Source organism: Leptospira kirschneri serovar Cynopteri str. 3522 CT (assembly GCF_000243695.2).
Taxonomy (GTDB): Bacteria; Spirochaetota; Leptospiria; order Leptospirales; family Leptospiraceae; genus Leptospira; species Leptospira kirschneri.
Genome location: NZ_AHMN02000006.1, coordinates 1 through 24,139, shown reverse-complemented (window position 1 = coordinate 24,139; position 24,139 = coordinate 1). Strand labels below are relative to the sequence as shown.

Annotated in this window: 13 protein-coding genes and 6 pseudogenes; 10 read left to right on the top strand and 9 right to left on the bottom strand. The window is 33.5% G+C overall.

Annotated features, from left to right (window positions below):
• Window positions 1-393 precede the first annotated feature (393 nt).
• The gene (locus LEP1GSC049_RS217490; RefSeq protein ID WP_016560685.1) at window positions 394-1,593 is read left to right on the top strand and encodes an Lcl C-terminal domain-containing protein; all 1,200 of its coding nucleotides are present in this window, start codon (window positions 394-396) and stop codon (window positions 1,591-1,593) included.
• Window positions 1,594-1,597: 4 nt separating this feature from the next.
• Here the strand turns inward: LEP1GSC049_RS217490 and LEP1GSC049_RS2000000228260 are convergent.
• A pseudogene (locus tag LEP1GSC049_RS2000000228260) lies at window positions 1,598-1,800 on the bottom strand (hypothetical protein).
• A gap of 810 nt (window positions 1,801-2,610) precedes the next feature.
• Between LEP1GSC049_RS2000000228260 and LEP1GSC049_RS217495 the strand changes: the two are divergent.
• Window positions 2,611-3,015: an STAS domain-containing protein gene (locus tag LEP1GSC049_RS217495; protein ID WP_004754639.1), complete on the top strand. Its 405-nt coding sequence runs from the start codon at window positions 2,611-2,613 to the stop codon at window positions 3,013-3,015.
• Between the two features lie 417 nt (window positions 3,016-3,432).
• Here the strand turns inward: LEP1GSC049_RS217495 and LEP1GSC049_RS2000000228255 are convergent.
• The 3 genes and pseudogenes from LEP1GSC049_RS2000000228255 to tpx all read right to left on the bottom strand — a co-directional run.
• Window positions 3,433-3,651, bottom strand: a pseudogene (locus tag LEP1GSC049_RS2000000228255) (hemolysin); the annotation flags it as partial.
• 462 nt (window positions 3,652-4,113) lie between these two features.
• On the bottom strand, window positions 4,114-4,278 hold the full coding sequence (locus tag LEP1GSC049_RS2000000229040; RefSeq protein WP_004755415.1) for a hypothetical protein: 165 nt from the start codon (window positions 4,276-4,278) through the stop codon (window positions 4,114-4,116).
• An 868-nt stretch (window positions 4,279-5,146) separates the two neighbouring features.
• A complete protein-coding gene (gene tpx / locus LEP1GSC049_RS217505; protein WP_004755143.1) occupies window positions 5,147-5,662 on the bottom strand; it encodes a thiol peroxidase in 516 nt (171 codons plus the stop codon).
• A 670-nt stretch (window positions 5,663-6,332) separates the two neighbouring features.
• Between tpx and LEP1GSC049_RS2000000228725 the strand changes: the two are divergent.
• Both LEP1GSC049_RS2000000228725 and LEP1GSC049_RS217520 read left to right on the top strand, forming a co-directional pair.
• Window positions 6,333-6,993, top strand: a pseudogene (locus LEP1GSC049_RS2000000228725) (thiamine pyrophosphate-binding protein); the annotation flags it as partial.
• Window positions 6,994-7,030: 37 nt separating this feature from the next.
• Window positions 7,031-7,345, top strand: a complete 315-nt coding sequence (locus LEP1GSC049_RS217520) for a hypothetical protein (protein WP_004755288.1) — start codon at window positions 7,031-7,033, stop codon at window positions 7,343-7,345.
• Window positions 7,346-7,542: 197 nt separating this feature from the next.
• Here LEP1GSC049_RS217520 and LEP1GSC049_RS217525 read toward each other — a convergent pair whose 3' ends face one another.
• Window positions 7,543-9,069: an HDOD domain-containing protein gene (locus tag LEP1GSC049_RS217525; protein WP_004754129.1), complete on the bottom strand. Its 1,527-nt coding sequence runs from the start codon at window positions 9,067-9,069 to the stop codon at window positions 7,543-7,545.
• A 1,059-nt stretch (window positions 9,070-10,128) separates the two neighbouring features.
• Between LEP1GSC049_RS217525 and LEP1GSC049_RS217530 the strand changes: the two genes are divergently transcribed.
• Complete coding sequence (locus tag LEP1GSC049_RS217530) at window positions 10,129-11,595, top strand: aldehyde dehydrogenase family protein (RefSeq protein ID WP_004754010.1); 1,467 nt, start codon at window positions 10,129-10,131, stop codon at window positions 11,593-11,595.
• A gap of 714 nt (window positions 11,596-12,309) precedes the next feature.
• Here the strand turns inward: LEP1GSC049_RS217530 and colA are convergent.
• Window positions 12,310-14,979, bottom strand: coding sequence for a collagenase ColA (gene colA, locus LEP1GSC049_RS217535; RefSeq protein ID WP_016560674.1), 2,670 nt, complete (start codon window positions 14,977-14,979; stop codon window positions 12,310-12,312).
• Window positions 14,980-16,518: 1,539 nt separating this feature from the next.
• Here colA and LEP1GSC049_RS02000000224625 point away from each other — a divergent pair.
• Window positions 16,519-17,296 (top strand): annotated as a pseudogene (locus tag LEP1GSC049_RS02000000224625) (leucine-rich repeat domain-containing protein).
• A 294-nt stretch (window positions 17,297-17,590) separates the two neighbouring features.
• Here the strand turns inward: LEP1GSC049_RS02000000224625 and LEP1GSC049_RS217540 are convergent.
• Entirely contained in the window at window positions 17,591-18,481 is an 891-nt protein-coding gene (locus LEP1GSC049_RS217540) for an LA_0442/LA_0875 N-terminal domain-containing protein (RefSeq protein WP_016560682.1), read from the bottom strand.
• Between the two features lie 61 nt (window positions 18,482-18,542).
• On the opposite strand from LEP1GSC049_RS217540, the pseudogene LEP1GSC049_RS02000000224620 reads away from it, so the two are divergent.
• Both LEP1GSC049_RS02000000224620 and rsx read left to right on the top strand, forming a co-directional pair.
• Window positions 18,543-19,085 (top strand): annotated as a pseudogene (locus LEP1GSC049_RS02000000224620) (RNA polymerase sigma factor).
• Between the two features lie 10 nt (window positions 19,086-19,095).
• A pseudogene (rsx, locus tag LEP1GSC049_RS2000000228720) lies at window positions 19,096-20,147 on the top strand (LIMLP_03685 family anti-sigma factor).
• Window positions 20,148-20,290: 143 nt separating this feature from the next.
• On the opposite strand, the gene LEP1GSC049_RS217545 reads toward rsx, so the two are convergent.
• Window positions 20,291-20,767, bottom strand: a complete 477-nt coding sequence (locus LEP1GSC049_RS217545) for a hypothetical protein (RefSeq protein ID WP_004754023.1) — start codon at window positions 20,765-20,767, stop codon at window positions 20,291-20,293.
• Between the two features lie 1,104 nt (window positions 20,768-21,871).
• Between LEP1GSC049_RS217545 and LEP1GSC049_RS217550 the strand changes: the two genes are divergently transcribed.
• A complete protein-coding gene (locus LEP1GSC049_RS217550) occupies window positions 21,872-22,222 on the top strand; it encodes a hypothetical protein (RefSeq protein ID WP_004753750.1) in 351 nt (116 codons plus the stop codon).
• A 53-nt stretch (window positions 22,223-22,275) separates the two neighbouring features.
• Window positions 22,276-22,716: a hypothetical protein gene (locus tag LEP1GSC049_RS217555; RefSeq protein ID WP_004758528.1), complete on the top strand. Its 441-nt coding sequence runs from the start codon at window positions 22,276-22,278 to the stop codon at window positions 22,714-22,716.
• 881 nt (window positions 22,717-23,597) lie between these two features.
• Here LEP1GSC049_RS217555 and LEP1GSC049_RS217560 read toward each other — a convergent pair.
• On the bottom strand, window positions 23,598-24,139 hold a 542-nt coding region (locus LEP1GSC049_RS217560; RefSeq protein WP_016560681.1), incomplete at its 5' end, for a proton-conducting transporter transmembrane domain-containing protein.

The following is a 24,139-nucleotide window of genomic DNA, read 5'->3' as shown; positions in this document are numbered from 1 at the left end:
TTGTGGTAAGATCTACGGATTGCATTCTATATTAAAACTAAAGACGATTATTGTATTATGTTCTCGTATGTAATTTATGACCAGAACTTATGAGAGTCGGATTCATCTCGGTTGTCACACCACGTTAATTATCAGTAAAATGCTTGATTACAAGATTCTTTTGGTTCTCAAAGACCTGTTTATTAAAAAATCAAAAAAATCTAAATCCAAAATATAATTTGAATGTTTTAAATTTTAAATTTTGCTTCATAAAAATCCGAAATAAAAATATAATTTACTATAAAGTGACTCTTTTTTTAAAAAAATCTAAAATAAAATAGTTCATACTATAAGATGAAAATTATTTCGAGAACCGTTTCTGTTTTGAAAAAGGAGCGCATTAGGTTAAAGATTATGTATAAATATTTTCTTTTTATTTCTATATTCCCACTCTTTTTCTGTATAAAGGCTCCGACTAAGTTGGATCCGCCCTATGTTATATTGCAGTATTTACAAAATATAAATTCTACTGCCGAACAGGGCCAAGATCAGGGAAACAATAACAATAATTCTCAATGTCCCGCACCCGCCGGTCCTTTTAATCCAGGTGCACTTTTTGATACGGGGCAGACTCTTTGTTGGGATGGAGGTGGATTTGCTCAAGATTGTACGTTTGGTTTGCCAGGCTCTGATGGAAGTTTCAATAATATTCCAAATGCTCGTAATTTTGTAGGACCGACCCAGCACTGTAAATTTACTTCCGATTATACTATATTTGATCCTCTGCATGGACTTACTTGGAAAGCTTGTGCACAAGGTCAGACCGGTTCAGACTGTGCCGGTGGCGTTGCAGTTCCAATGAACTGGGCGGATTCAAATGGAGGGTTACCTGGAAGTTGTGCCGAATTGAATACTCTCAACGGTGGGGAAGGATATGCTGGTAGAACCAATTGGAGAATTCCCGCGGTAAAAGAGCTTGGTTCTATCATTCACTATACAAATAATCCTCATATTGATAACGCGTTTTTTCCTTCTAAAACGTTTACTGGGACCAGTTATATGACGAGTACTGTAGACTCTAAAGTTGCGGGAAATAATTGGGCGATCAATTTTGCGATTACGCCACCTATTAACGTGAGGATACCTAGTATAACACAAGTAACTCCTCTCGGTTTACGTTGTGTTTCTGGAAACGCGATGCCTGCACCTTCTTTTGTAGATCAATTGGATGGAACCATTCGAGACCTAAATACTGGACTTCTTTGGTCTCAATGCACGGAAGGACAGGGTCCGGGGTGTGGATTCACTGCGCCGACTGCTATGGATTGGAATGCTGCACGTGGTAATTGCAATGGCAAAGTTTTGGCAGGAAGAGTTTGGAGATTACCGAATATTAACGAACTTTTAAGTATTGTAGATTATAGCAATGCTGTTCTTATGTTACCTGCTATTGATTCAGTTTTTTTTCCAATTACGGCTAATGGTTTATATTGGACCTCTACTACATATGATAGTAATAAAGGTTTCGCAATTGCTATTTCGTTTTCAACGGGAGCTGTTTTGGCAAATGATAAATCCGGGAATATGGTGACTCGTTGTGTGACTACGTTTTGATTGGTTATCGTTCATAATCAAGAACGGGTTTGTTTGGATCAAAATCCGTTTTTACAAAATTTAAAAAATAAATTTCAATACTTCTCAGTTTAACAAGTGTTTGGCGTTAAACTGAGAGACTGATTTTATAAAGTTCATTTTTTACAGAAAAGTATTCGCTTAAAATGAAACTCTGACATGCCCCGACTTTCTTACGACTCTGCTCATGTTAATATTAGAGTTGTTGAAAAATTAATTCTTGATCTGTTTGTATTAGATTGAAATGGACAATTGAAGCAATTTTACGAATCTTCACTATGGAATTTTTCAAAAATTCTATTAATCAGAACTATAAAATAAGGTACCTAATATTTTGTATGAAATCAGTGTTTTGTGATAAAATTAACGGTGCTCAACTTTATAGAGATCAGTAGGAAAAAAATTTCTTAAAGAAATTTATATAAAATGTATTTTTAATAATGATTTCGCAAAACAGCGATTTCATGCGGAATCTGATTTGACTTTTTGGATTTTATTGAGGTTTTTTATAAAGAATAACAGCCTTTTTTGAGTGAATCGTTTCTTGACTACTTAGAATTCAATCATCGAACATCTAAAATTTGGGGTTGTTTCGAAATATTCTATTCTTTAATAAGATGTGTAATCATAAGTTTTGGTTCTAAATGTGACTTTATGCTGTCTAAAACATACTAAACCTTTGTAGTTTTAATTCCGTCGCTTGGGTTTTTTAGGAAAAAGCTCGCTTTTAACTTACATACTTTAAAAAAATCTATAAGATTGCTAACTTATTGGGAAAAATTTATATTCGTTTCTTAAAATTGAATTCTATTTGTTTGATTTTTTAAATCTCTTTCGGTCTATTTGTTATGTTCAAAACTCGTTCTGCTTTTATGATGTTTCTAAAATTCGCAAAACATTTTGATTCTTTTAGAGCTCATCAAAAAATTATTTCTCATTTGTTATTGAATTTATGGATTGATATGGATAATAGGCCTCAGACTTTCTCGGAGATGGATTATGGAAACTAAACCCAATTCGATGAGCCACAAAAATAACGAGATGAAAATTTCGATTGAAAATATCTCTTCCTCTGGAACTCTTCCCGGTCCCGCTGTTATCATCCAGGTCCAAGGAGACATCAATCTATTTTCTGCAAAAGAATTGAAAGATACTTTTAATGAACTTATTGAAAAAAAGATTTATATTCTTCTAATAGATCTTTCGGGTGTACGCACTATGGATTCTTCTGGAATTGCCACTTTTATCGGGGCTCAGAATCGATTGAGTAAAATTCCCTGTGCTGGACTTGCTCTTTATTCGTTACCACCACAGATAGAAAAAATGCTCGAGCTGACCAGGCTCAAAGCTCTTTTTCGTACTGCTCCCGATCTTTCCGAAGCGATTCGAATTTTTAGCATTTAATTCACACTTATCTCAAAACTACTATATAACTTAATTTGAGTTCTACCATATCAATCCCTTCTGCGTTATACCGAATTCACGTTAAAAATTATTTTTATAAATATTAAAGTTGTTGAAAAATTCTACAGTAGAGTTTGGCAAAACTACTTCAATTGTCAATTTCAATGCAGCGGCAACAGATGGAGTATTCATTTTTCAACAACTCTATTTTATTGATTATAAAATTATAATATTCTTTAAAAAATTACTGATCTCTATAAAATTGAGTACCGTTAATTCTATCGCAAAACGCTGATTCCATGTAAAATATTAGGTACTTTATTATATAGTTATGAGTGTTTAATTTTTGAATTAAAATCGTAAAAACAATCAGTGAGTATTTCTCCTCGATATAACTGTGAAGATTTCATTTTGGATTTATTCGTTGTTGTCGGTTTGAAGTTCAATAATAAAGGTTGTTCTTAGGCTTCGGAGTTCGTCCCAAAGAAAGATATATTCACCTCCATTCCAATTTGTAAGAAAATAATAACCTCCAAAAGAAGTATCCCAGTCTATGAACATTACGGTGTCTCCTGATTTTAAACAAGTTCGGCTTGGGCTTATAATTTCAAGATTGTTAGATCCATCGTTGTATTTAACGTGAGTTCGGCCTAATACGAAGGAATCGATGCGAGGGAACTTTAGCAGAATGCTATCTATCATAACCAACCCCACAAGTTGAAGAAGATTTTAGAATCAGAATTGAACTAAAGCAGAACGCTCTCTATCATAACCTTACCCACAAGTTGAATAGGATTTTAGAATCATAAGGCTCAAAAACGCACATTTTTCAAGTGTTCCGACAAGAATGAGTCTTTTTACTTGCAAAAAGCATGTTTTTCTGATAGAGAAAAGTCTTCCGAATTTCTCCACCTGAATTGCGACCCATGGGAAGCAATTCATTGAGTTGCCCCCACCCAAAAATAAGGGCGGGAACTCAGTTTTACAGAGGATTTGTCGTAATTCCCACAAGATTTAATATTGAAATCTAAATACTTGTGGGTAAGGTTATGGCTACCTGTGGCAAGCCGGATTCGCCCCGGTTTTCTTATGTCGAACTCACGTTAAATTAAACTTCGTATCGCTCTCGGCACTTACTTTTAACCATCCGTTTGGTTGATCAGGATCTGCTTGAACTTTTTTTCCGTTTGATTGGGATATCAAAGTCACAGAGAAATACTTTTGGTTCGGTTTGGTTTGTTTCGCGGATTTATCTCTTACCAATTCGAAAATGTGATCGTTTGAAAATAAAGATAAGAGTAGATTGTTGTTCTGGTAGGCAATTTAAAAACAAAAACAGGAAAACACAATAACACCTTGTAAAAATTTTCGAGTCTTTTCATCTTTTTATTTTTTTCTCTTGGAAAATACTTAACATAATTTTAAAGTATTATCTCCTTTTTAAATATCATTATATAGTAACATATAATTTGAAATTAATAGTTTTTTAAATAGGATGAAGTGCCCTATCTACAAAGTTTAGACTAATTTTGATTTTCATTGAACGCGTTTTCGAGTTAAAAATACGTTTAACTATTTACTACTCGGACGCATAAAAATAGCATTAAAAGTTTTATATCGATTTTACCAAAGATGTGGCATTTTCAAAAAACTGCATTTAACTCCGATTTATTGGCTGATCTCACAATAGAGTTGTTGAAAAATGAATTCTCCAGCTATTTTCCATTTTATGGAAACTGTCGATTGAAGCAGTTTTTGTTACTCTCACTATGGAATTTTTCAAAAGCTCTATTATATATTATTAATTGATTTTATTATAAAACTACGGATCTATATTTTTTCTAAAAATTTGAATGTCTAAATTTCCAAAAGTGAAATGGGTTCTTGAGATGTTTTTTAGTAAGACTTAGTTTAACGTCAGTTTGGTCATGATTCATTTTTCTGAAAAAAGTTGGAAAATGGATTTTTAAAATCTGGGAACTACTACAAATCACGATTTTAAGAACAAATTTTAAAAGTTCATACTTCTATCTCACTTTTTTAAGTCTAAATCACGTTAGATTTAAATGTATCTTTTGAAATATTCTCGGCTTGATTCATAAACAGAATAAACCGAGAATATTCGGTTTTCTTAAAGTGCTGCGTTGACGGCCGCGATTGCAGCTGTGTAGTTCGGTTCCGTCGTGATTTCGGGTACGATTTCCACATAACGAACCGTATCCGATTTATCTAATACAAAAACTGCTCTTGCAGAAAGTCCTTTGAGCGGTCCGTCTGCGATATGAGTTCCATAAGCTTTTGAAAATGAAAAATCTCTGTATTGAGATCCCGTTATTAGGTTCGGAGAATTGATTCCTTCCGTAGTACAAAAACGGCCCATTGCAAAAGGTAGATCTCCGGAGATTACCAGGGTTGTTACGTCGGACATTCCAGCTGCTTTTTCGTTAAATGCTTTGGTTTCGAGAGCGCAGACGGAAGTATCTAAACTTGGAACCGCTACGAGTATTTTTACTTTGCCCGCATAATCTTTAAGACTAAATTCAGAAAGATCTTGTTTGATCGCTTTGAAGTCCGGAGCCTTGTCTCCTGGAGATGGAATTTTTCCTTCGAGTTGTACTGGGTTGCCTTTCAGAGTAACTTTTGTCATTTGAATTTTCCTTCCTATAATTAGAATTAAAGAATATACGAAAGCGTCATTTTATCTAGGGACAATGTCCGAGAAAGCAGGATTTTTTCTAAATTTTTTGAAACGGTTTTTACTGATAACTGTGTATTTAATGTTTTGTACTCAGATGAGCTTTTGTAATAAAAATTTACGATATTTTTATTTATATTGTTCTGGATAGTATTCTATCTATTGAAGACATATAGTTTAGTTTTTAAAGTTATTGTTGGAAATTTGTTTTGTGGTTTTAAATTACTGATCCTTATAAGATTGAGTACCGTAATTTTTATTGCAAAGCCTGTTTCAGCACAAAAAACTAAATACTTTATTATATAGTTTTGAGTAGGGGAATACAAAATTCCAATTAGAATCATAATGATCTTTCTAAAAAATGCTTGTAAAGTGAATCGTTTTTTATTTTTGTTGGTAGCAGAACTCATTTTATGAATCTCAATCACGTAATTGCATCCATGTCAGTAAACAGCATTGTGTTTATGTTAGTGGTGGTCTTCGGAACACCGGGACGTTGCTTTACGCTGTAGAGATTTACTTCAGGCGCAATCCTAAGAAAAGCCTCCTCTGGTGTAAAGCCAGGGAGGCTTTTTTATTTTTAGGGTTCATGGTGATTTTAAAGACGATTAAGGAAATAAGTATGTATTTAAACGGAGCGGAGTTTATTGTTCGATTTTTAGAATTTGCGGGAGTCGAAATCGTCTCCGGAATTCCAGGAGGAGCCAGTCTTCCCATCTACGATACGTTATACGGAAGTAAAATTCGACATATTCTTGCTAGACATGAACAAGGTACGGGTTTTATAGCCGGTGGAATGGCAAGGGCAAATGGAAAACCCGGAGTTTGTTTTGCTTCTTCGGGACCGGGAGTTACTAACTTAATTACTGCGGTTGCAGATGCAAAGATGGATTCGAATCGTGATCACTGGACAGGTGCCGGTTTCTATGATTGGCACGGACGCATTTCAGGAAATTGATACTTTTAGTTTGTCCGTTCCGATTACTAAAAGAAGTTATTTAGTGAAAAAAGTCGAGGACTTGATCCGAATTCTCCCTCAGGCTTGGATGACTTCTATAGAAGGTAGGCCCGGTCCGGTCTGGATTGACGTTCCGAAAGATGTGGCTTCTGCTAAGATTGATTGGGATATTTCTAAAGAAAAAGAATTTTGGAATATTCAGAAAATAAAATTTACTGATACGATCGATCTAGAATGGAAGAAAACTTTTAAGAAATTACTATCGGAAGCTAATAAACCGGTGTTTTATATCGGTGGAGGTTTAAATCGCCCTCTGGCCACAAAATGATTTATTAATATATTACAATATAGGAGTTTATTTTATGACTTTGTATGAAAATATTGAAACAAAATATTATACTTTTTATATTTCTTCCGAAGAAGGTTCGGGAACAATTTTACGTATGATAGGTATTTTATCTCGTAAGTCTATTGATTGGTTGGATTGGCGGTTACAACGGAATGTTGAAAGTGAATTCCAAAATATAATGATCATACTTAAAACTGAAGAACCGGATAAAATTCTAAACCTATTTCGTAGTATTCCGGAAATTAAGGATGTATTTTATTTTGAATCTAATCTAAGATCCGAGTCGTTTTTTGAAAAAGATGATACGTCTGTAGTTTCTGTTTTTTGATATGCACTTTGTGTATAAAAAGCTGATCCTTAAAGCCTAAAGATTTATTGAAGAACTACTGGGAATTCTGCAAATATTTAGATCGAACATAATTTGTAGAAGTTTCAGTAGTTTATTAGAAATTTATAAAGAAATACCGTTGATACAAGTTCAAAATTAAAGGACGTTTTTTAAAAGTGTAATCGTGTTTTGAATTTTTATTCAACTCTCGCTAAAAAACTTTCCAGAGCCTTGGTTCTAAAAGAGTGAAATTCACCCGAATGTTCAAATTTACAGAATTGAAGAATTTTTTCGGGAATTTCACCAAACTTTGCCTCTTCGTTATTGATCTTGATCATCATGTCTGCGAGATAGATCGGATAAATGTAAGAAATGAATTCCTCCTCTACGATCAAAGGTCTGTGATGATATTCCATCGATTTTGAATATAGATCCGGAAAATTCCATTTTTCGGCGATCAATGCTCCCACTTTTGTATGAGTAATTCCTAATGCAGCTTCTTCCATAGTAACAGCAGACGCTATCTCTTTAGAGGCGGATATTTTACCGATGTTATTCATTGTTCTTTCCTCCAAAGAAAGTAGAATGATTTCTCCTATGTCGTGCAACAAAGCGGCGGACACGAGATTGCTGACCGTATCTTTAGGAAGATTGATTCTAGACGCGATCAGTTTACAATAAAAAGCGCATTGATTGGATTTTTCCCAGATCGAAAGGAAGGCTGGATATTTACCTTCTAAAATTTGTTTGGTCCCAAGGGAATATAAAAGCTGACTGAGTTCCTTGAGACCGATAAGTTGAATAGCCCTGTCTAAAGATTCTACTTTGTTAGCGCGGATAAAAGCGGCTGAATTTGCAAGTTTTAGAATATTCGCAGAAAGTGCTACGTCCTTTTTGATCACTTCTGCAATTTGATTGATAGAAGAATTTGGTTTTGCGATCATCGCCTGAATGTCTTGGATCGATTTCGGAAAGGTGGGAAGTCCGTCTATGTTTTTTAGGATGTCCTGAGTTTTTTGAAGTTGAAGATTTTCTTTTGAAACATTCAGGGGAATATCAATGATAACGCTCGTATTGTTTCCTTGGCTTTCTATTTTGTAAGAACTTGCAGAAAGTCCGTCGTTTTTTAACATCATCAGAGACATGACAAGTCCTAGTCCCGCTCCTTCCGTTTCGTCCCCAGCTTCTAAAAAAGCTTCTGCGAGATCGTTGTAAAGTCTTGCTTTTTCGATCCTTTGGTTGATTCTTTCCACTTCGGTGGGACTAAGTTTTACGTTATTCATCACTCTGATTCGAATCATATCCTTATTATAGATAAAAGATACCAAGACTACGAAGTTGTTTTTAAAAAGAAGTTCTTCATATTTTTCTTTATTGTCTAAGTAGTCCTTTTTAAAACCTGGAATCTTTTGTTTGTAAATCGTAGGGTTATGAATGTCCGCTTTCAATTCCTGAAAATAAATTCTTTTGATGTTCGCTTTGATAGAATTGGCGATGGTTTCTTTTAGAGTTGTAAGAACCGAATCTCTTACGTAAATAATATCAAGTTGAATTAAATAACGATCTAAAGTTCTACTGATGGTAGAATCTACGTTTTCTGTAAGATTATGAAATCGATAATGAACTGGAATGTTTTCCAAAACGGAATGATTTAGATCTTTAAGATTGCTGTAAAGATCTAGGTCTCTGTGGTGATGGAATTCAAGGGCTTTGTTCTGACTCATATTCTTTAATTTTTCCTTTTGAGTTCTTTCTTTGTCAAGTTATCTGAAATTCTTAGAAAAAAATTTCCAAGTTCTTTTTCGTTTTTATATCTAATCAATCAAATCTTAATTTAAGGATTTTATTTTATTCTGTCTCTTTTCTAAATTATAAGTGCCGGGTTGATTCTCTTTTTGAAATGGGTTGAACTTTATCGATCTTTATAATAATGTAAAGTTGATTTTCTATTTACTATTCTGATTCGTACTAAAAATTAACGGTCGGTTTTATAAAGATGTAGAAGTTTTCAAAAGCCGGAATGATTGGCTTTTTGAAGTAGATCTTACATTCTAAGTTTTGTAACAAGTTTGTGTAGTATTATTTTTATGGATTCTATTACTCATAACTATATAATAAAAATACCTAATATTTTACATGGAATCAGCGTTTTGCGATAGAATTAACGGTACTCAATTTTATAAAGATGGGTCTACAACTCTCGCCTAAGTTAAAGTTACTCTAAGGATTAGAAATTACTAACAGAGTTTTTGGATTTTACGATTGAGATTTACAGAATGTCCCGAAACTGAATTGTATTTTATTAGAAAAATTAAGCGATAAGAACTTGTTCCAGTTTTAGAATAAGTTTTTATAAAAATAGTGACAAAATAGGAGATGGATTTTGCGAAAATATAGAAGTTTTTATCCAAGAATTGATTCTTACATTTTAACTTTATGGGACAAATTCATCTGATCCTCTATAAAATTGTATATCGTTCTCTTTTATCGCAAAACACTGTTTTGGTGCAAAGTATTGGTACTTAATTATATAACTCTGAAGAGGTATTCTTTTGATCGATTTTTGTGAAGTTATGAGGATTAGAATAAACCATTGAATCCAGTTAGAATTAAGGATTTGTCCTGAAATCTTAAAGAAATTAGAAAAAGGTTTAATACAATTAGCAGTAAAATTTTGGAGTTCAGATAGGTTGCAAAAAGAATTGCTTTCCGAATCTGTGATGATAAAATGAGGGCCCGTTCCCAAAAACGAATTTTTGAACTATACCCGAGGAGCACTTTCGATGCCAACTTTACAAGAATCACCGGTTAAATTACCGAATTCTAATCAAACTCCGTCTGTAGACAAAACGGAAATTGAACGTGTATTTAATCTTCAAAAAAAACATTTTCATAAAGTGATGAAACTGACCACGGCTGGTCAACGGATTCAGCGTTTGAAAAAGTTAAAAGAGGCGATTTTTAAATATTCTCCTGAAATTGAAAAGGCAGTGAACTCTGATTTTCGTAAAAGCGAAAGAGAAGTGGATATCACTGAAATTATGCCTTCTATTTCGGAAATCAACGACGCAATCAAACACGTTCGTAGATGGATGAAACCTGTGGACGTTAAAACTCCGATGACACTTTTCGGTTCTAAAAGCCAGATCATCTATGAACCTAGGGGAGTCGTTTTGATCATAGGTCCTTGGAATTATCCGTTTTATCTTACGTTTGCGCCTCTTGCCGCGGCGATCGCCGCGGGAAATACGGTTTTGATTAAACCTTCTGAATTTACTCCGGTGACTTCTAATCTGATTCAAAAGATTATCAGCGAAGTTTTTCCTAAAGAAGAAGTGGCGGTTTTTGAAGGAGACTATCAGGTTTCTGGGGCTCTTATGGAACTTCCTTTAGACCATATCTTTTTTACCGGAAGTACTCATGTAGGAAAGATAGTGATGACTGCCGCGGCGAAACATCTGACTACCGTTACGCTTGAGTTAGGTGGTAAATCTCCTGCGATCATAGATAAAAGCGCAGATATTAAGAAGGCGGCAAAAAAACTAATTTGGGGGAAGGTTTTGAATGCGGGACAAACCTGTGTGGCTCCCGATTATTTACTTATTCCGAACGAACTGGTCAAACCTTTTGTAGAAGAAGCAAAAACAGTAGTCAAAGAATTTTATGGAAACGGTTCTCTCAAGGAAAACCTAGATTTCTGTAGAATCGTAAATGATCGAAATTTCAATAGGGTTTCTGGTTATATTCATGAGGCGGTAGAAAAAGGGGCAAAGATTGAAATGGGAGGCGACACGGACGCGTCTCAGAATTATATCGAACCTACTCTTTTAAGTAACGTACCAGAAAATTCGAATATTATGGAAGATGAAATTTTTGGGCCTGTACTTCCTATGATTCCTTACACGAATTTGGATGAGGCGATTGAAAAAATCAATTCCAAGCCAAAACCTTTGGCATTGTATATTTTTGGTAAAAAGGATCGTTCGATCAAAAAGATTCTTAAGGAAACTTCTTCCGGAGGTGTTGCGGTTAACGACGTGATTCTGCATCTTGCCAACCCTAATCTTCCTTTTGGAGGGGTAAATCATTCTGGTCATGGAAGTTATCATGGTTATTTCGGATTTAAGGCATTTTCGCACGAGCGTTCCGTTTTACGTCAGGCTGCTTTGAGTTCGATCGATTTAATGTATCCACCTTACACTAATTTTGTGAAGAGGCTTGTTTCCTTTACGAAAAAGTTTTTAGTTTGATGGTTATAAGTACAATTGGCTGAAATCCCAATTTGAATTTTTGAGCATTTTCTTATGTAGTAGAGGTGCTCAAAAATTAATTTTCTTCTATCTTTTTTATTACTCAGAACTATAGCTCTGAGTCTTTAAATGCCTTGTAGTAAAATTTACAGCGCTCAGTATCAGTAAAAACGAATTATAAAAAGGTTTAATAGTAAATCTGGATTTTTTGAACGACTCTAATTTCTAAAGTGAGTTTAGCGTAAGAGAAATTGGGAAATTTTTTCTAAAAGTGTAAATTTCAAAATTTTATCGTAAAATCTAAATTTGTGAGAGTTCCCACAAATTAAGTGACATTATGAATTTTTAAATATTCGTTTTTCGTGATTGAAATTCGTATGAGTTCCTACATTTTCAAAATCTAATTGTAAAACATAGATATTATGGTAGTTCCACCACATTTTATTTTTACAGAAAAATCAGGTTTTTATAAAAGAGTTTTTGAAAAATTCCATAGTGGCGTTTAACAAAACTATTTCAATTGCTCGTTTCCATGAAATAGAAACAGATGGAGAATTCATTTTTGAACAACTCTAAAATAAATTTCTCCACTAACCCACGTTAATTTTGAATCATGATGGCGTAGATTGTATCAAAGACGGCTGGTTAGTATATTCTAAAAACAGAATATTGTCCAGTTCATCCAAATGGACTGGATGAACTGGACGAGGTCACTTAGAAGTTACAACTTGAATTTGCAGTTAAATATTTTCTACCGTCTGGTAAATTAATTGTATCAATAGAATTGAAATCACAATCGAGTTTTTTATAAAATGAAGGTCTCATCGTATAGATTTCTGATTTCAATTCGTTTAAACGCGCGTTTAGGTCTTGATACATTTCTTCATACGTAGCTGTATTCGAAAATGCATTTGTAGTTATCGGAGTGTTACAAGTTGTACCCGATCCGGTGGATGGATTTGCAAAACAAGTGGAGTGTACGCCTGATATTGTGTTTCGAAAATCAGTTTGGCTTCTCCTCTGAGGATTTTTATAAGAAATTCGAGGACGGTATGCCAGCGGTCCTTCACAAGAATAGATTGCAAAAGGTCGAACTAGATTCGAATATTTGTCAAAACGAATCTCTCCTATTCTACAATTCATACTCTTAAAGTTATTCACGCCACTGTTTTCCAAGGTGGACATAAGGTCGTTGATCTTTGAATTGAAATCAGACCACGCAGAATTCCAATCTGGACTATAAGCGGCGTTTCCAAATATCAAACCTCTACAAGAAAAACGACTGTTGAGTCCGAATGCGGCAGTTGTACATTTTGCTTTATATCCGGTGTTGGTCTTTCTAAAGAAAGATCGAATTACTTTCGGATCGTCGGTGGACAAATTTGCTAAATCCGGAGCGGGCGTAGATGGATCTGTAAGATAGTCTACGTTGCTAACTAGGTAATCTAAATATGCCTGAAACGAAGTATTGAGCCCTGTGTCGTGAGACATTTGAGTAATTAAGTAATCAAATGTTTGAATATTTGAATCACGTAATGTGCTAATTAAGTCTCTCAGGGTATCTTTTTTATAGGTATAGAGATAATTGAAGAAATTACCCGAGTATCTATAAAATTTGAAATTTCCATAACGAGCCGTTAGGATTTTTGAAACGTCCATTCTAGAAGAACCGTCTCTTTTAATTTCAGAAATCAAACTTTTACGCGGATGAATTTCTCTTGAAGAACTACCGGCTAGAAATTCTGCAATTCCTTCTTCGAACCAAGTGAGTCTTTCATTATCGTGAGCTGAAGTTTGAGACCATAAACCTGGAATTATAAATCTGCCTACAAGATAATGACTGTATTCGTGGCGAAGTAATTCTTCTAGAGTATATATACTTTCCACAGGAGTACGTTGATACGTATAGAGCGCTTTGTCTCGTTCTATGTAGATTCCACCATTATCTGTAGGAAGATCGAATAAAAAAGGATGAAAAGTTTCGTAATCCTTTCTAGATCTATATACATACATGGAAATTGAATCGGTCGTATCTCCGGACACGGGAGCGTGAATTCCTATCAAACGAAAAAATTGAGATTCTACCTGTTTGAGAGCGTGGTATAAAGGTTGAATTTCATCGATCGATAGAGGTGTGCGTACGATTTGTGTTTGATCGTCAAAATAATATGTATTTGGCAAAACCATCTTTTTCACGGCTTCTTTGGTCTCGCTCAAACAAATTCTCCCGGTCCGTAAATTTGCACAGTCTGAACGTCGAGTTAACGCTTTGACTCCTACAAGATACGGTTCCGAAATGTATGGATATGTTTCTAGAACATCAGTCACAACTGAAGTGATCTCTGATTGAAAGTTAGGAAGAAATTCGTAAATCCTATCCAAACAAAATATCGTATTGTTAATGATCCAAACTAGAGAATCTGTGTTGAGACTTGTATCAAGAGCAAATCTTCTCAGTTTGCCAATCAATTTATAATCGATCTCTGCAAGAAATTCAGGGCTGCTTGAATGGATATGACGTTTGAACAATCTAAAAACAGCATCCAAAGCCACGAGCTGAGAATAATTGTTTCTCAATCTTTGTGGATCGTTTAAGGTAGCTTCAAGAAAGGAAAGGATATGTGGATAGATTATATGTCCGTTTCCTGTACTATCCGCTGCTGTAAAGAAGAACTCTAAAACCTTTCCGGCGTCGTCGGTTCCATCTAAGAAATGAGCACTATTTGCAAAAGTCTGCATTGGAGCCTCCAAAGCCTGAGAGATTTGGTCTGTATCAAATGGGAGGGAAGGGTGAGAATGTTTTACATAGTACCCAGCCCAAAACATTCTGAACAATTGTATAAAGTTCAAATCGTTGTTACCCCTATAATGAGGAGCAAGAACTTTCAACCGATCGACTACTTCAAGCATGTTCTCTTGTGAATAAATATAATTTGAGTATTGATCGTAATTCCAAACAAATTTATCCACACAAGTTATATCATGTGTTTCCAAGAATCTAACGAATTCTCTCGGTTTTAAGCGCGCAACGTAACTTCCATTACAATTGTTTGAAGTTATATTTTGTGCAGTTCCATTCGAAGAAGAATTACTTGGTCCGAAAGTCATAACCGACGGAACAAGAATTCTTTTTTTTCCATCTGCGATTCTGTCAAAGTCTTGCTCGTTTTCTACTTGAATAGGTTTAAAACCTATCAGTTCGTTTAACGAGCTGACGCTTACTGTTGTCGATCTCATTGTAGTTTGTTGTGTAGCTTGAGCAAACATTGTTGCAAACAAACTAAGATCATTTTTAGAGCCATTATTTTGGCTATTACATCCTAACGAAAAGGTTACAATCACACTTAACGCTAGCACTAATTTGCATTTTATATTCGCTATCATTTTTGTATTCTTTTCCTTTTAAATTTTTTATATTTTCCGTGAATAAAATTATTATCTTTTTATAAAAGAAAAAATTTTTTTATAAAAAGTTTTATAAAATTCATTCCTTAAATATTCATTTTAAGTAATAACGTTATGCGTCTTTGATCATTCGTTATGAGTGTTTAAAAATAAATTTGAAAATTAACGTTATATTATTTCTCAATTAAAAAAAGTTAGCCTCATTTATTGTGAGATTTAATTTATTCGTAAAATCAATATTATGCGATACTCATTGAATAAATTTTTTTTATAAAAGATATTTTTGATTTTTTTTTAAAATTTATCTCAAAAATAATCTAAGTATCGCATAACGGTTTCTTTGATTAGTAGAAAGTTTTTGATAAATTTAAAAATTAACGTTAAATTATTTATTAATTAAAATAAGTGAGTTTCGTTTGTTATGAGATTTAATTTATTCGTAAAATTAGTATTATGCGATACTCATTGAATAGATTTCTTTTATAAAAGATGTTTTTGATTTTTTTTAAAATTTATCTCAAAAATAATTTAAATATCGCATAACGGTTTCTTTGATTAGTAGAAAGTTTTTGATAAATTTAAAAATTAACGTTAAATTATTTATTAATTAAAATAAGTAAGTCTCGTTTGTTATAAGATTTAATTTATTCGTAAAATTAGTATTATGCGATACTCATTGAATAGATTTCTTTTATAAAAGATGTTTTTGATTTTTTTTAAAATTTATCTCAAAAATAATTTAAATATCGCATAACGGTTTACTTTGATTAGTAAAAAGTTTTTAATAAATTTGAATTTATAGAAAATGAACTAAGTTTGTAGAAACTTAAAAGAAATCGGCGAAGGTAGTGATAAGTTGGTAATAAATAACTTTTAGAAATCTATAAATTGGATTTTAATATGGTGAGTATCACTTAATAAAGATTGGATATAAGATTTAGATCTTAGAGTTGTTACTCTGAGTTTATGTTTCCTCTTGTACAAATTTATGTTTAAGAGAAATTATCTAAACGGAGAAAACGTATTTCATGCAAAAATTCAAACTAAAAATTTATTCTACTATAACTATAGAATAAAATACGCAAATTTTTATTTGAGTATAAAATATTTTATACTTTGTTATAGCATTATCAGTGAAACTTAAAAGACTTTGGTAGTAAGTAAAATAGTTCCAAAGTGTATATTACTGATTTTTATAAGATATGCCTAAAGTTTTATCTCTCAACTCACATCTATCTACAACTCGATAAGGCTTTATAGTCTGTGAGGAATATTCAATTCTGTCTGTTTAAAGAGGAAATTTAACATTTGCTAATGGCCCCTAAAAATCAGGGCAGTCAAAAGTTACGTAATTTATGAGAACTAATTCAAAAAGTTCACATAAATTTTCTAAGAGATTTATTCTTTCAAAAAATATTTAAGATGTTTTACTTAAGTGGATTTTACATATTGCAATGATTCTTAATTTAGGGAACATGTCAGGACTGACTTTAAATTTAAAACAAGGAATATAGATACATGAGTTATAAATCCACAAATATCCTAAAAGTTATAATTTTCTTTTGTTCTATTTTCGAGATACAATCGGAAGAAATACAAAAACCTTATAAAAATTTAACAAAAGCACTTCAAAATTCATCAAACGTTCGCGTTTTAGATTTGAGTTTTCAAAATTTAACTTCATTTCCCAAAGAAATCGGGCAATTTACAAATTTTAAAATTGGACCATAATCAAATTGTTTCTTTACCTAAAGAGATAGAAGGACTTCAAGAACTCAAAGAGTTAATTTTGGAAAATAATCGTTTCAAGAATGTTCCTGGAGAAGCTTTACAACTAAAGAATTTACAAAAGTTGAATTTGAGCGAAAACCAACTCGTTTCGATCCCGAAAGAGATTCTACAACTTCAAAATTTGAGGGATTTGGTTTTAGATCGTAATCAAATCACAATTTTGCCAACGGAAGTTTTACAACTTCAAAATTTGCAAGAATTGTATTTAAGTGAAAATCAATTTACAAGTCTTCCTAAAGAAATTGATAAACTTAAAAATTTACGGTGGTTGTCTTTAAAAAACAATCGATTGACTACTCTTCCTAAAGAAATCGGACAACTTAAAAACTTACAAAGATTGGAATTAGGAAACAATCAACTTACAAATCTGCCCAAAGAAATCGGGCAGCTGAAAAATTTACAAAGATTGGAGTTGGATTCTAATCCACTTTCTTCAAAAGAAAAAGAAAAGGTCGTAAAACTTCTTCCTAATTGTGAAATCGATTTTGAAGGAGGAGGGGAATAGTCGAGCCTTTCGAACTTTTGAAAGATTGGAATGGTATTTACCTGAGAGATTTTGAACTTGTTGTAAATCTCTAAAATCAATCATCTTTGAATTTTTAACTGTGGTTTGGGTTCCCAAAGTTTTAAATAGAATTATAGATTTTGAATATTTATTTTTTGTAATTCGATTGGTGGTAGTTCCCACGTTTATTTTTTATGGAAAAATCGGGTTTTTATAAAATAAATCTCTTAGGCGGAATTCAAGTTGTTTAGGAACTTGAATTCACTTTATTGTAAAGGTTTCTTAAAGAACAAATCAAAACCGAATGGTCACACCACCTGAAACTTCTTTATCTCGATAAGAAACGTTTACGTTAGGCACAATTTCCCAGTTTTCGAATTTATACCCTAAGAACGCGTCTAAAATTAAAATCAAAATAAGACCACGAGTAAATCCTTCTTTTTCAAAAGTATAACGGTCCTTAGTTAACAGTTGACCATCCGAAAGTACAACTTGGCTAGATTTTTCATACAGGCTATAAAAAGCAGCTATATTCATTAAATTTTGATCTCCTGATATAATCGCGATTAAGTCCAAAGGAGTAGCCGGTTGGTTTGTTTCAATTGCTTGTTTTACAGGACTTAAATATATATAACTTTTATAGACAAAGAATAGTTCCGCAAAAACGAAAAAGACCCCTAATCCTTTTACATAATAAGAATCATTTCTAAGTAATCTAGACCAGCCTGGTATTAATCCTTCTGCAAAAACTTTAACCCCTGACTTTTTTTCTCGATTTTTCGGGATATTTTCTTCTTTTACGGTTTCTAAATTAGGAACTGAGTTCGTTTTTGCGGTCTCTTGATTTTTTACAGTTTCTTGGTTTTTGACTGGAATCGGTGCTCGATCGGAGATAAAAACTTTTTGTACTTCTGTAAGAGGAATTTTTTCTACCTTTCCACTTTTATGAGTAATTTCAAAACCGTTGGAAACGGTTTTAACGCTTACATTATTGATCGTCCTACCGTTTTTAAGTAGAATCGACTTCGCATCTAAATTTGTAAAAAGAGAAATCCATATGAAAACAAATGATACACCTTTCATAAAAAGTGACTTGTTTTGGCTTAAAATATTCGATTTTACAATTCTAGATTTTTTGATCGTGAGGAATTTAAATTGGAAAAATTTTTGAAACGTCGCGGACATTGGAATTTTTTTTTGATTTTTATGACACTTTTTGGAAAGTCAGCTCGTTATTGAATATTAGATGAGCCAAAATTCCGAAAGTCAAATTTTTGATTTTGACGGTTTATATTCTAGAAATTATGAGAAAATTTATCGATTTCTTCTTAGTAAAGGTGCTTCCAAAGAAGAGGCAGAAGAAATTTGTCAGGAAACTTTTATCAAGGTCCTGAGACATTGGGAAAAATTTGATCCTTCCAAAGGAAATGAAACCTCTTGGATGCTTACGATCGCAAAAAACCAATTCTTAGATGTGATAAAAAAGAAGGGTACAATTGAAAAAAGAGAATTGGCAGATTCTCAAAAAGTTTTAGAGGTTATTTCAAAAAAGGAAACAGAATACGAGGAAGATAAACATTAGTTGGATCTTTTAAACGCAAGCGTAGAAAGTCTACCTCAATTGGAAAAAAGTATAATTGTACTGCGTTTTTTAAGGAAATATACGATCAAAGAGACTGCCGATAAATTGGGAATATCAGTGAGAACGGTAAATAGAAAAACATTCGCCACACTCACCGTCTTACGTAAGAAATTGGAAGCATTGAATTTCGACTTTGAGAGTATATAGGAGATAAAATATGGAACCTAATTCAGATTCAAATCGAAGGTCAAATATGGAACGAGCGATTTCAAACGAAATGACACGACTAGAACTCAGTGAATTTTTATCGGATCCAAAATCTAGAAAAGAATTCTTTGAGTTGATGAAATTAAAAAATAAAATCGGACATTTAGAAATGAATCTAAAGTTGGGATCCGGTGAAAATGAAAGTAGAACTTTCTATATTAGAAATTCATTATTAGCTGCTGCTTGTGTTTTTTTACTTTCAGCTCTGGCTTTTTATTTCAGATTTTTTTCTTCGGAACAAAACGAGTTTGAAATTACAAAATCAGTAACTACCGGTCAGTGTAACGTTTCCATGAATAAAGAAAACATTATTCTGAAATCGGGCAAGGATTCTTACTGTGATTATACAATTTCGGGTGAATTAGGACTAACGTTGAGAATTTTACCAGAATCCATTTTTTCAGCTTCTAAAAAAGGAGATGAAGTAAATCTAAGTTTGAGTTCTGGAAAAGTTCTGTTCACTACGAACAAAAAAAAATATCTTTAAAAATTCGGTCGAAAGTAGATACTTTATCTTCCGAACTTTTGGGAACAACTCTCGTTTTGATCGCAGATCCACATTCTAAAAAATATCAAATTATGGTTTTGGAAGGAGCTATACGAGTCGATTCTACAAAGTCGAAAGTGGATATTTTGCCAGGTTATTCGGTTCTCAAGGACGGATCTTCTGAGAGTTCAATTCAATCCGCTGGGCGGGAAATAGAAATTATAAAAATTGAGCCGAAAGAATTTACAAAATACCAAGCGCTTTCGGAAAATTCTAAAAAGGTCTTAAATGAAAACTTTACCCATCACGATCGGGAAACGGATTCTTTAATCAAATCCGATATTGAGGAGAATCTATTTCCTATATATCGTATCACTCTTAAAAACAAACAAGTTTTTTCCGGAACAATCGAAGAAACCGAAAGATTCTATATTCTTAAAGATAAAGAAGGGAATATTAAAGAAATTGAAAAAGAGGAGATCATCGAATTAGAACTTGTTCAGCCTAAGAACTAACACGTGTTAGATTTTTTTAATCCAGTATCGTTATTTTATATTCTTATAATATAATGTTTTTTTAATTTTTATCTTGTCGATTTAGTTCCTCTTTAAATGTGGGAATTATTTGAAACCGATAAATCAATTTCAATTTTAGATTCTTAGTATTGAGGCCAGTCGATCTGATCGTCTTTAAATAATGGACTAAACCCGAAAAAGATCAGTTCATCTTCCTCAAATTGAAAGATTGCGTTGATTTTATCGGAGAAGGCGGTAACTCCATGTGGATGATCATGTTCTTCTTCCTGATGATCGTGCTCCTCTTCGTCATCTTCTTCGAGATCGTCGATTCCATTTTGATTGAGAAGTTCTCGGATCTTTTCGATGGATTCTCCAATGATTGGTTTTCCGAAAAGTCGAATCGACGGATTTGAGATCGTAATCGAATACAATTTGTTATCTTCCTCTTGATCGAATTCGTATTCGGATTCTTCGGAAAAATATTCATATCCGGTAGATTGTGTGCCTTCGTAGTCGTAGTCGTAAATTTCGTCGGGCTCTCCTAATTTCGATTTTACCTCGTCTATAGACATTCCGAAATAAATTCCGTTTAATCCTTTTCCGATTTCTATGTTCACTTTTTTCTCCTTTAGATAGAATCACAGACTTTTAAATCTCCGTGACTTGACAATCTCTTAAAATTCTTCTCATAGTTATTTATCTATAACTTTATGTTTTTAGATTTGGCAGAATCAATTCCCTGAGTATAAGAAAATGAGAATGGATTTTCTGTTTCAATCTTTGGTTTTATTTTTAGAAATCTAATACTTGAGCTTCTGAAACGTTCATTGTTCTATTTTGGTTAATTTTAGAATTGTATGTTTCGTTTATATAAATCTGAAGGTATTGAATTTTAATGCCGCTTATCAATATTGATTCTAGATAAAACTTTATAAATTGGCTCTCATTTTTTAAAGTTTAAATTTGTGAGGTTTTATCTAATTTTATTCTATAAATGGAATCTTTGATTTTCTTCTTTTGCTTTTTTACTATTATTTTGATACATAAAAATAATATCGGGAACTAGGGTTTGAATCTGCTTCGAAAAAACTATTACTTAGAACTATATGATAAAGTAACTAAATAACGTGAGCAGGCGTAACGCGAAAGGGATCGATGCGTTCGAAGTAACTAAAGCAAAACGCTCTCTCAAACTAAAGCGTCTCGCTTCTATTGGCGCTCGACAGATCGCGTTTTAAATTGAATCTAAAGACGATTGTTGTATTATGTTTCCTTTATGCAATTTATTGACCAGAGCTGAGAGCCCGGCCGGCTGCCTGTGGCAAGCCGGATTCGCCCCGGTTTTCTTATGTCGAACTCACGTTATTCATAACTATATAATAAAGTACCTAATATTTTGTATGGAATCAGTGTTTTGTGATAAAATTTACGGTACTCAATTTTATAGAGATCAGTAATAGGAGATATTTAGATGATTGGATCGAAATCTTTTCTTGAATGAATTTTTCAAAATGGTTCGGAGTTCTATAATAGAAATACAGCGATTTTTATCGCAAAAATCTGTTTGGGTGTAAAATATTAGGGGACTCTGTTATATGGTTATCAATAAAAAACTTGAAACTCAACTGAAAGTAGAATCGAGTTTAAGTATGTTTATATCGTAAAATAATCGAATGGTAAAATTTGCTTTTCAAGAAAAAGCTATTTGATATTAGATATGTATGTGGAATTCTATTTCTTATAACGTTAAAATCAGTTTCTTCATTTTTGTAGTCTTAGCATTTCTAGGATTTTTTTCGCTGGGAGCCTTAGGTCTTGGATTGTATTATTTGATTTTCCCAGTTGCCGGTTTTTTATTTCCGCATCCTGATTCCTTACTCGGCGATTGGGTTTGGCCTTCTACGATTGGGGTAGGTATACTATGGCCTTTAGGTTTTATATTTGCGTCTATTCTATTTAATTTTCTTAAAAAAAGAAATTGGCCCAAGGTTATATTATATTTTTTGTATATTCCTTTTCTATGGTTTTGGGCAGCTCTTCTTTGGCTTTATTTTATCAATCATAAAATGTAATCAAAGACAAAAGTATCGTAAGGTTTGTTATATTTGAATTAAGGTAAAGCTCTATGAAAACAAGAATATCGTGGATTGCAGTTTTATGGATTATGCCCTGCCTATTCGTCTACGGTTGTGAGGAAATCAATACAAACGATCCGGTTTCCGCATATTTATATTGGTCCGGCGATAGTTCTTTGCCCAAAGATTTGGAGGTAATTCACGGTAGATATTGGGAATCGCCTCATATTACTCACGAACACACTTTATTTTTAGAAATCAAGGCGCCTTTCCAATGGAGAAAAGAATTTAAAGAGTTGAATCAATTGAAGGAAGTGAAGAAGAAATCGAGTAAATATAAGTATTTTGACCAGAGCGCTGATGACCCGATTTGGTTTAAACCTCCGAAATATTTCAAAGTGTTTATTCCAAAAAACGAATATATCAAAGGATCTGTCTACTTTGAAAACCCGGTGGATGGACATATGTTTCTTCATGAAATTCATTTATAATCTAACGTCAATGAACGCGAAAGGATTCGATACGTTTGAAACTAAAGAAAAACGTTTTTTGCGAAAGCGTTAACTCAACACAACGCTCTCTACCATAACCTTACCCACAAGTTGAATAGGATTTTAGAATCATAAGGCTCAAAAACGCACATTTTTCAAGTGTTCCGACAAGAATGAGTCTTTTTACTTGCAAAAAGCATGTTTTTCTGATAGAGAAAAGTCTTCCGAATTTCTCCACCTGAATTGCGACCCATGGGAAGCAATTCATTGAGTTGCCCCCACCCAAAAATAAGGGTGGGAACTCAGTTTTACAGAGGATTTGTCGTAATTCCCACAGATTTAATATACTTGTGGGTAAGGTTATGGCTCTCTACGGATCGCGTTGTAGGATGGGAACTCAGTTTTACAAAGGATTTGTCGTAATTCCGACAGATCTATATTGAAATCTAAATACTTGTGGGATTGGTTATGGCTTTCTATGGATCGCGTTGTGGGGTGGGAACTCAGTTTTACAGAGGATTTGTTGTAATTCCGACAGATTTATATTAGAGTTGTTGAAAAATTAATTCTCCATCTGTTTCTATTTTATGCAAATCGGCAATTGAAGCAGTTTTGTTAATCGCCACTATGGAATTTTTCAACAACTCTATTGAGATCCAAATACTTGTGAGGTTGGTTATGGCTCTCTCAAACTAAAGCGTCTCGCTTCTATTGGCGCTCGACAGATCGCGTTTGAAATTGAAACCTAAGTCGAAATATTGTATTACGTTTCTTTTATGCAATTTATTGACCAGAGCCCGATTCTACTTTGCTACAGGCAAGCCGGATTCGCCCTAATTTTCTTACGTCGAACTCACGTTAATTTATGATCTGTTTTGAGTTCAATGAAAAACGGAACTCGATAATTTAAAATCGCCTAACACTAGTAAGTTGCCTGGAACTAGCAAAAACCATCCTACCGAAATCATTAAAAGGCACAAGACTACGACCGAAGTTACTCCTATGCTATAAGGAGCTGCGTGATTTCGAGATATTTCCCCTTCGTCACTACTCATAAAGGTTGCGATCCCGATTCTTAGATAATAATAAAGTGCTAATGCTGAATTGGTTACCCCACCTATGAGTAATATCCGATTCATGAGTGTTTCCGATTCTGCGAGTTTTTGAAATAAGAATAACTTTGCCCAAAATCCTCCAAAGGGTGGAACTCCCGCTAAAGACATGAAGAAAATGTTAATCGCTATTGCAGTTAAAGGTTTTACTCCGGATAAGGATTGAACGGAAAAGAAGGTCACTTGTCTGGTTCCTTCCTCCAAATAGGCGAGGATTGCAAACGCTCCTAAGCTCATAAATGAATATACGATCAAATAGAATATTACTTCTTCTTTGATCCCTGCTGAAATTCCGGCTACTACATAACCAG

Bases quoted from the DNA above. Each gene is read 5' to 3' on its own strand.
- LEP1GSC049_RS217550 (WP_004753750.1), top strand. From the start codon at position 21,872: ATGTGGAATTCTATTTCTTATAACGTTAAAATCAGTTTCTTCATTTTT.
- LEP1GSC049_RS217530 (WP_004754010.1), top strand. From the start codon at position 10,129: ATGCCAACTTTACAAGAATCACCGGTTAAATTACCGAATTCTAATCAA.
- LEP1GSC049_RS217525 (WP_004754129.1), bottom strand. From the start codon at position 9,069: ATGAGTCAGAACAAAGCCCTTGAATTCCATCACCACAGAGACCTAGAT.
- LEP1GSC049_RS217540 (WP_016560682.1), bottom strand. From the start codon at position 18,481: ATGTCCGCGACGTTTCAAAAATTTTTCCAATTTAAATTCCTCACGATC.
- LEP1GSC049_RS217490 (WP_016560685.1), top strand. From the start codon at position 394: ATGTATAAATATTTTCTTTTTATTTCTATATTCCCACTCTTTTTCTGT.
- tpx (WP_004755143.1), bottom strand. From the start codon at position 5,662: ATGACAAAAGTTACTCTGAAAGGCAACCCAGTACAACTCGAAGGAAAA.
- colA (WP_016560674.1), bottom strand. From the start codon at position 14,979: ATGATAGCGAATATAAAATGCAAATTAGTGCTAGCGTTAAGTGTGATT.
- LEP1GSC049_RS217495 (WP_004754639.1), top strand. From the start codon at position 2,611: ATGGAAACTAAACCCAATTCGATGAGCCACAAAAATAACGAGATGAAA.
- LEP1GSC049_RS217555 (WP_004758528.1), top strand. From the start codon at position 22,276: ATGAAAACAAGAATATCGTGGATTGCAGTTTTATGGATTATGCCCTGC.
- LEP1GSC049_RS217520 (WP_004755288.1), top strand. From the start codon at position 7,031: ATGACTTTGTATGAAAATATTGAAACAAAATATTATACTTTTTATATT.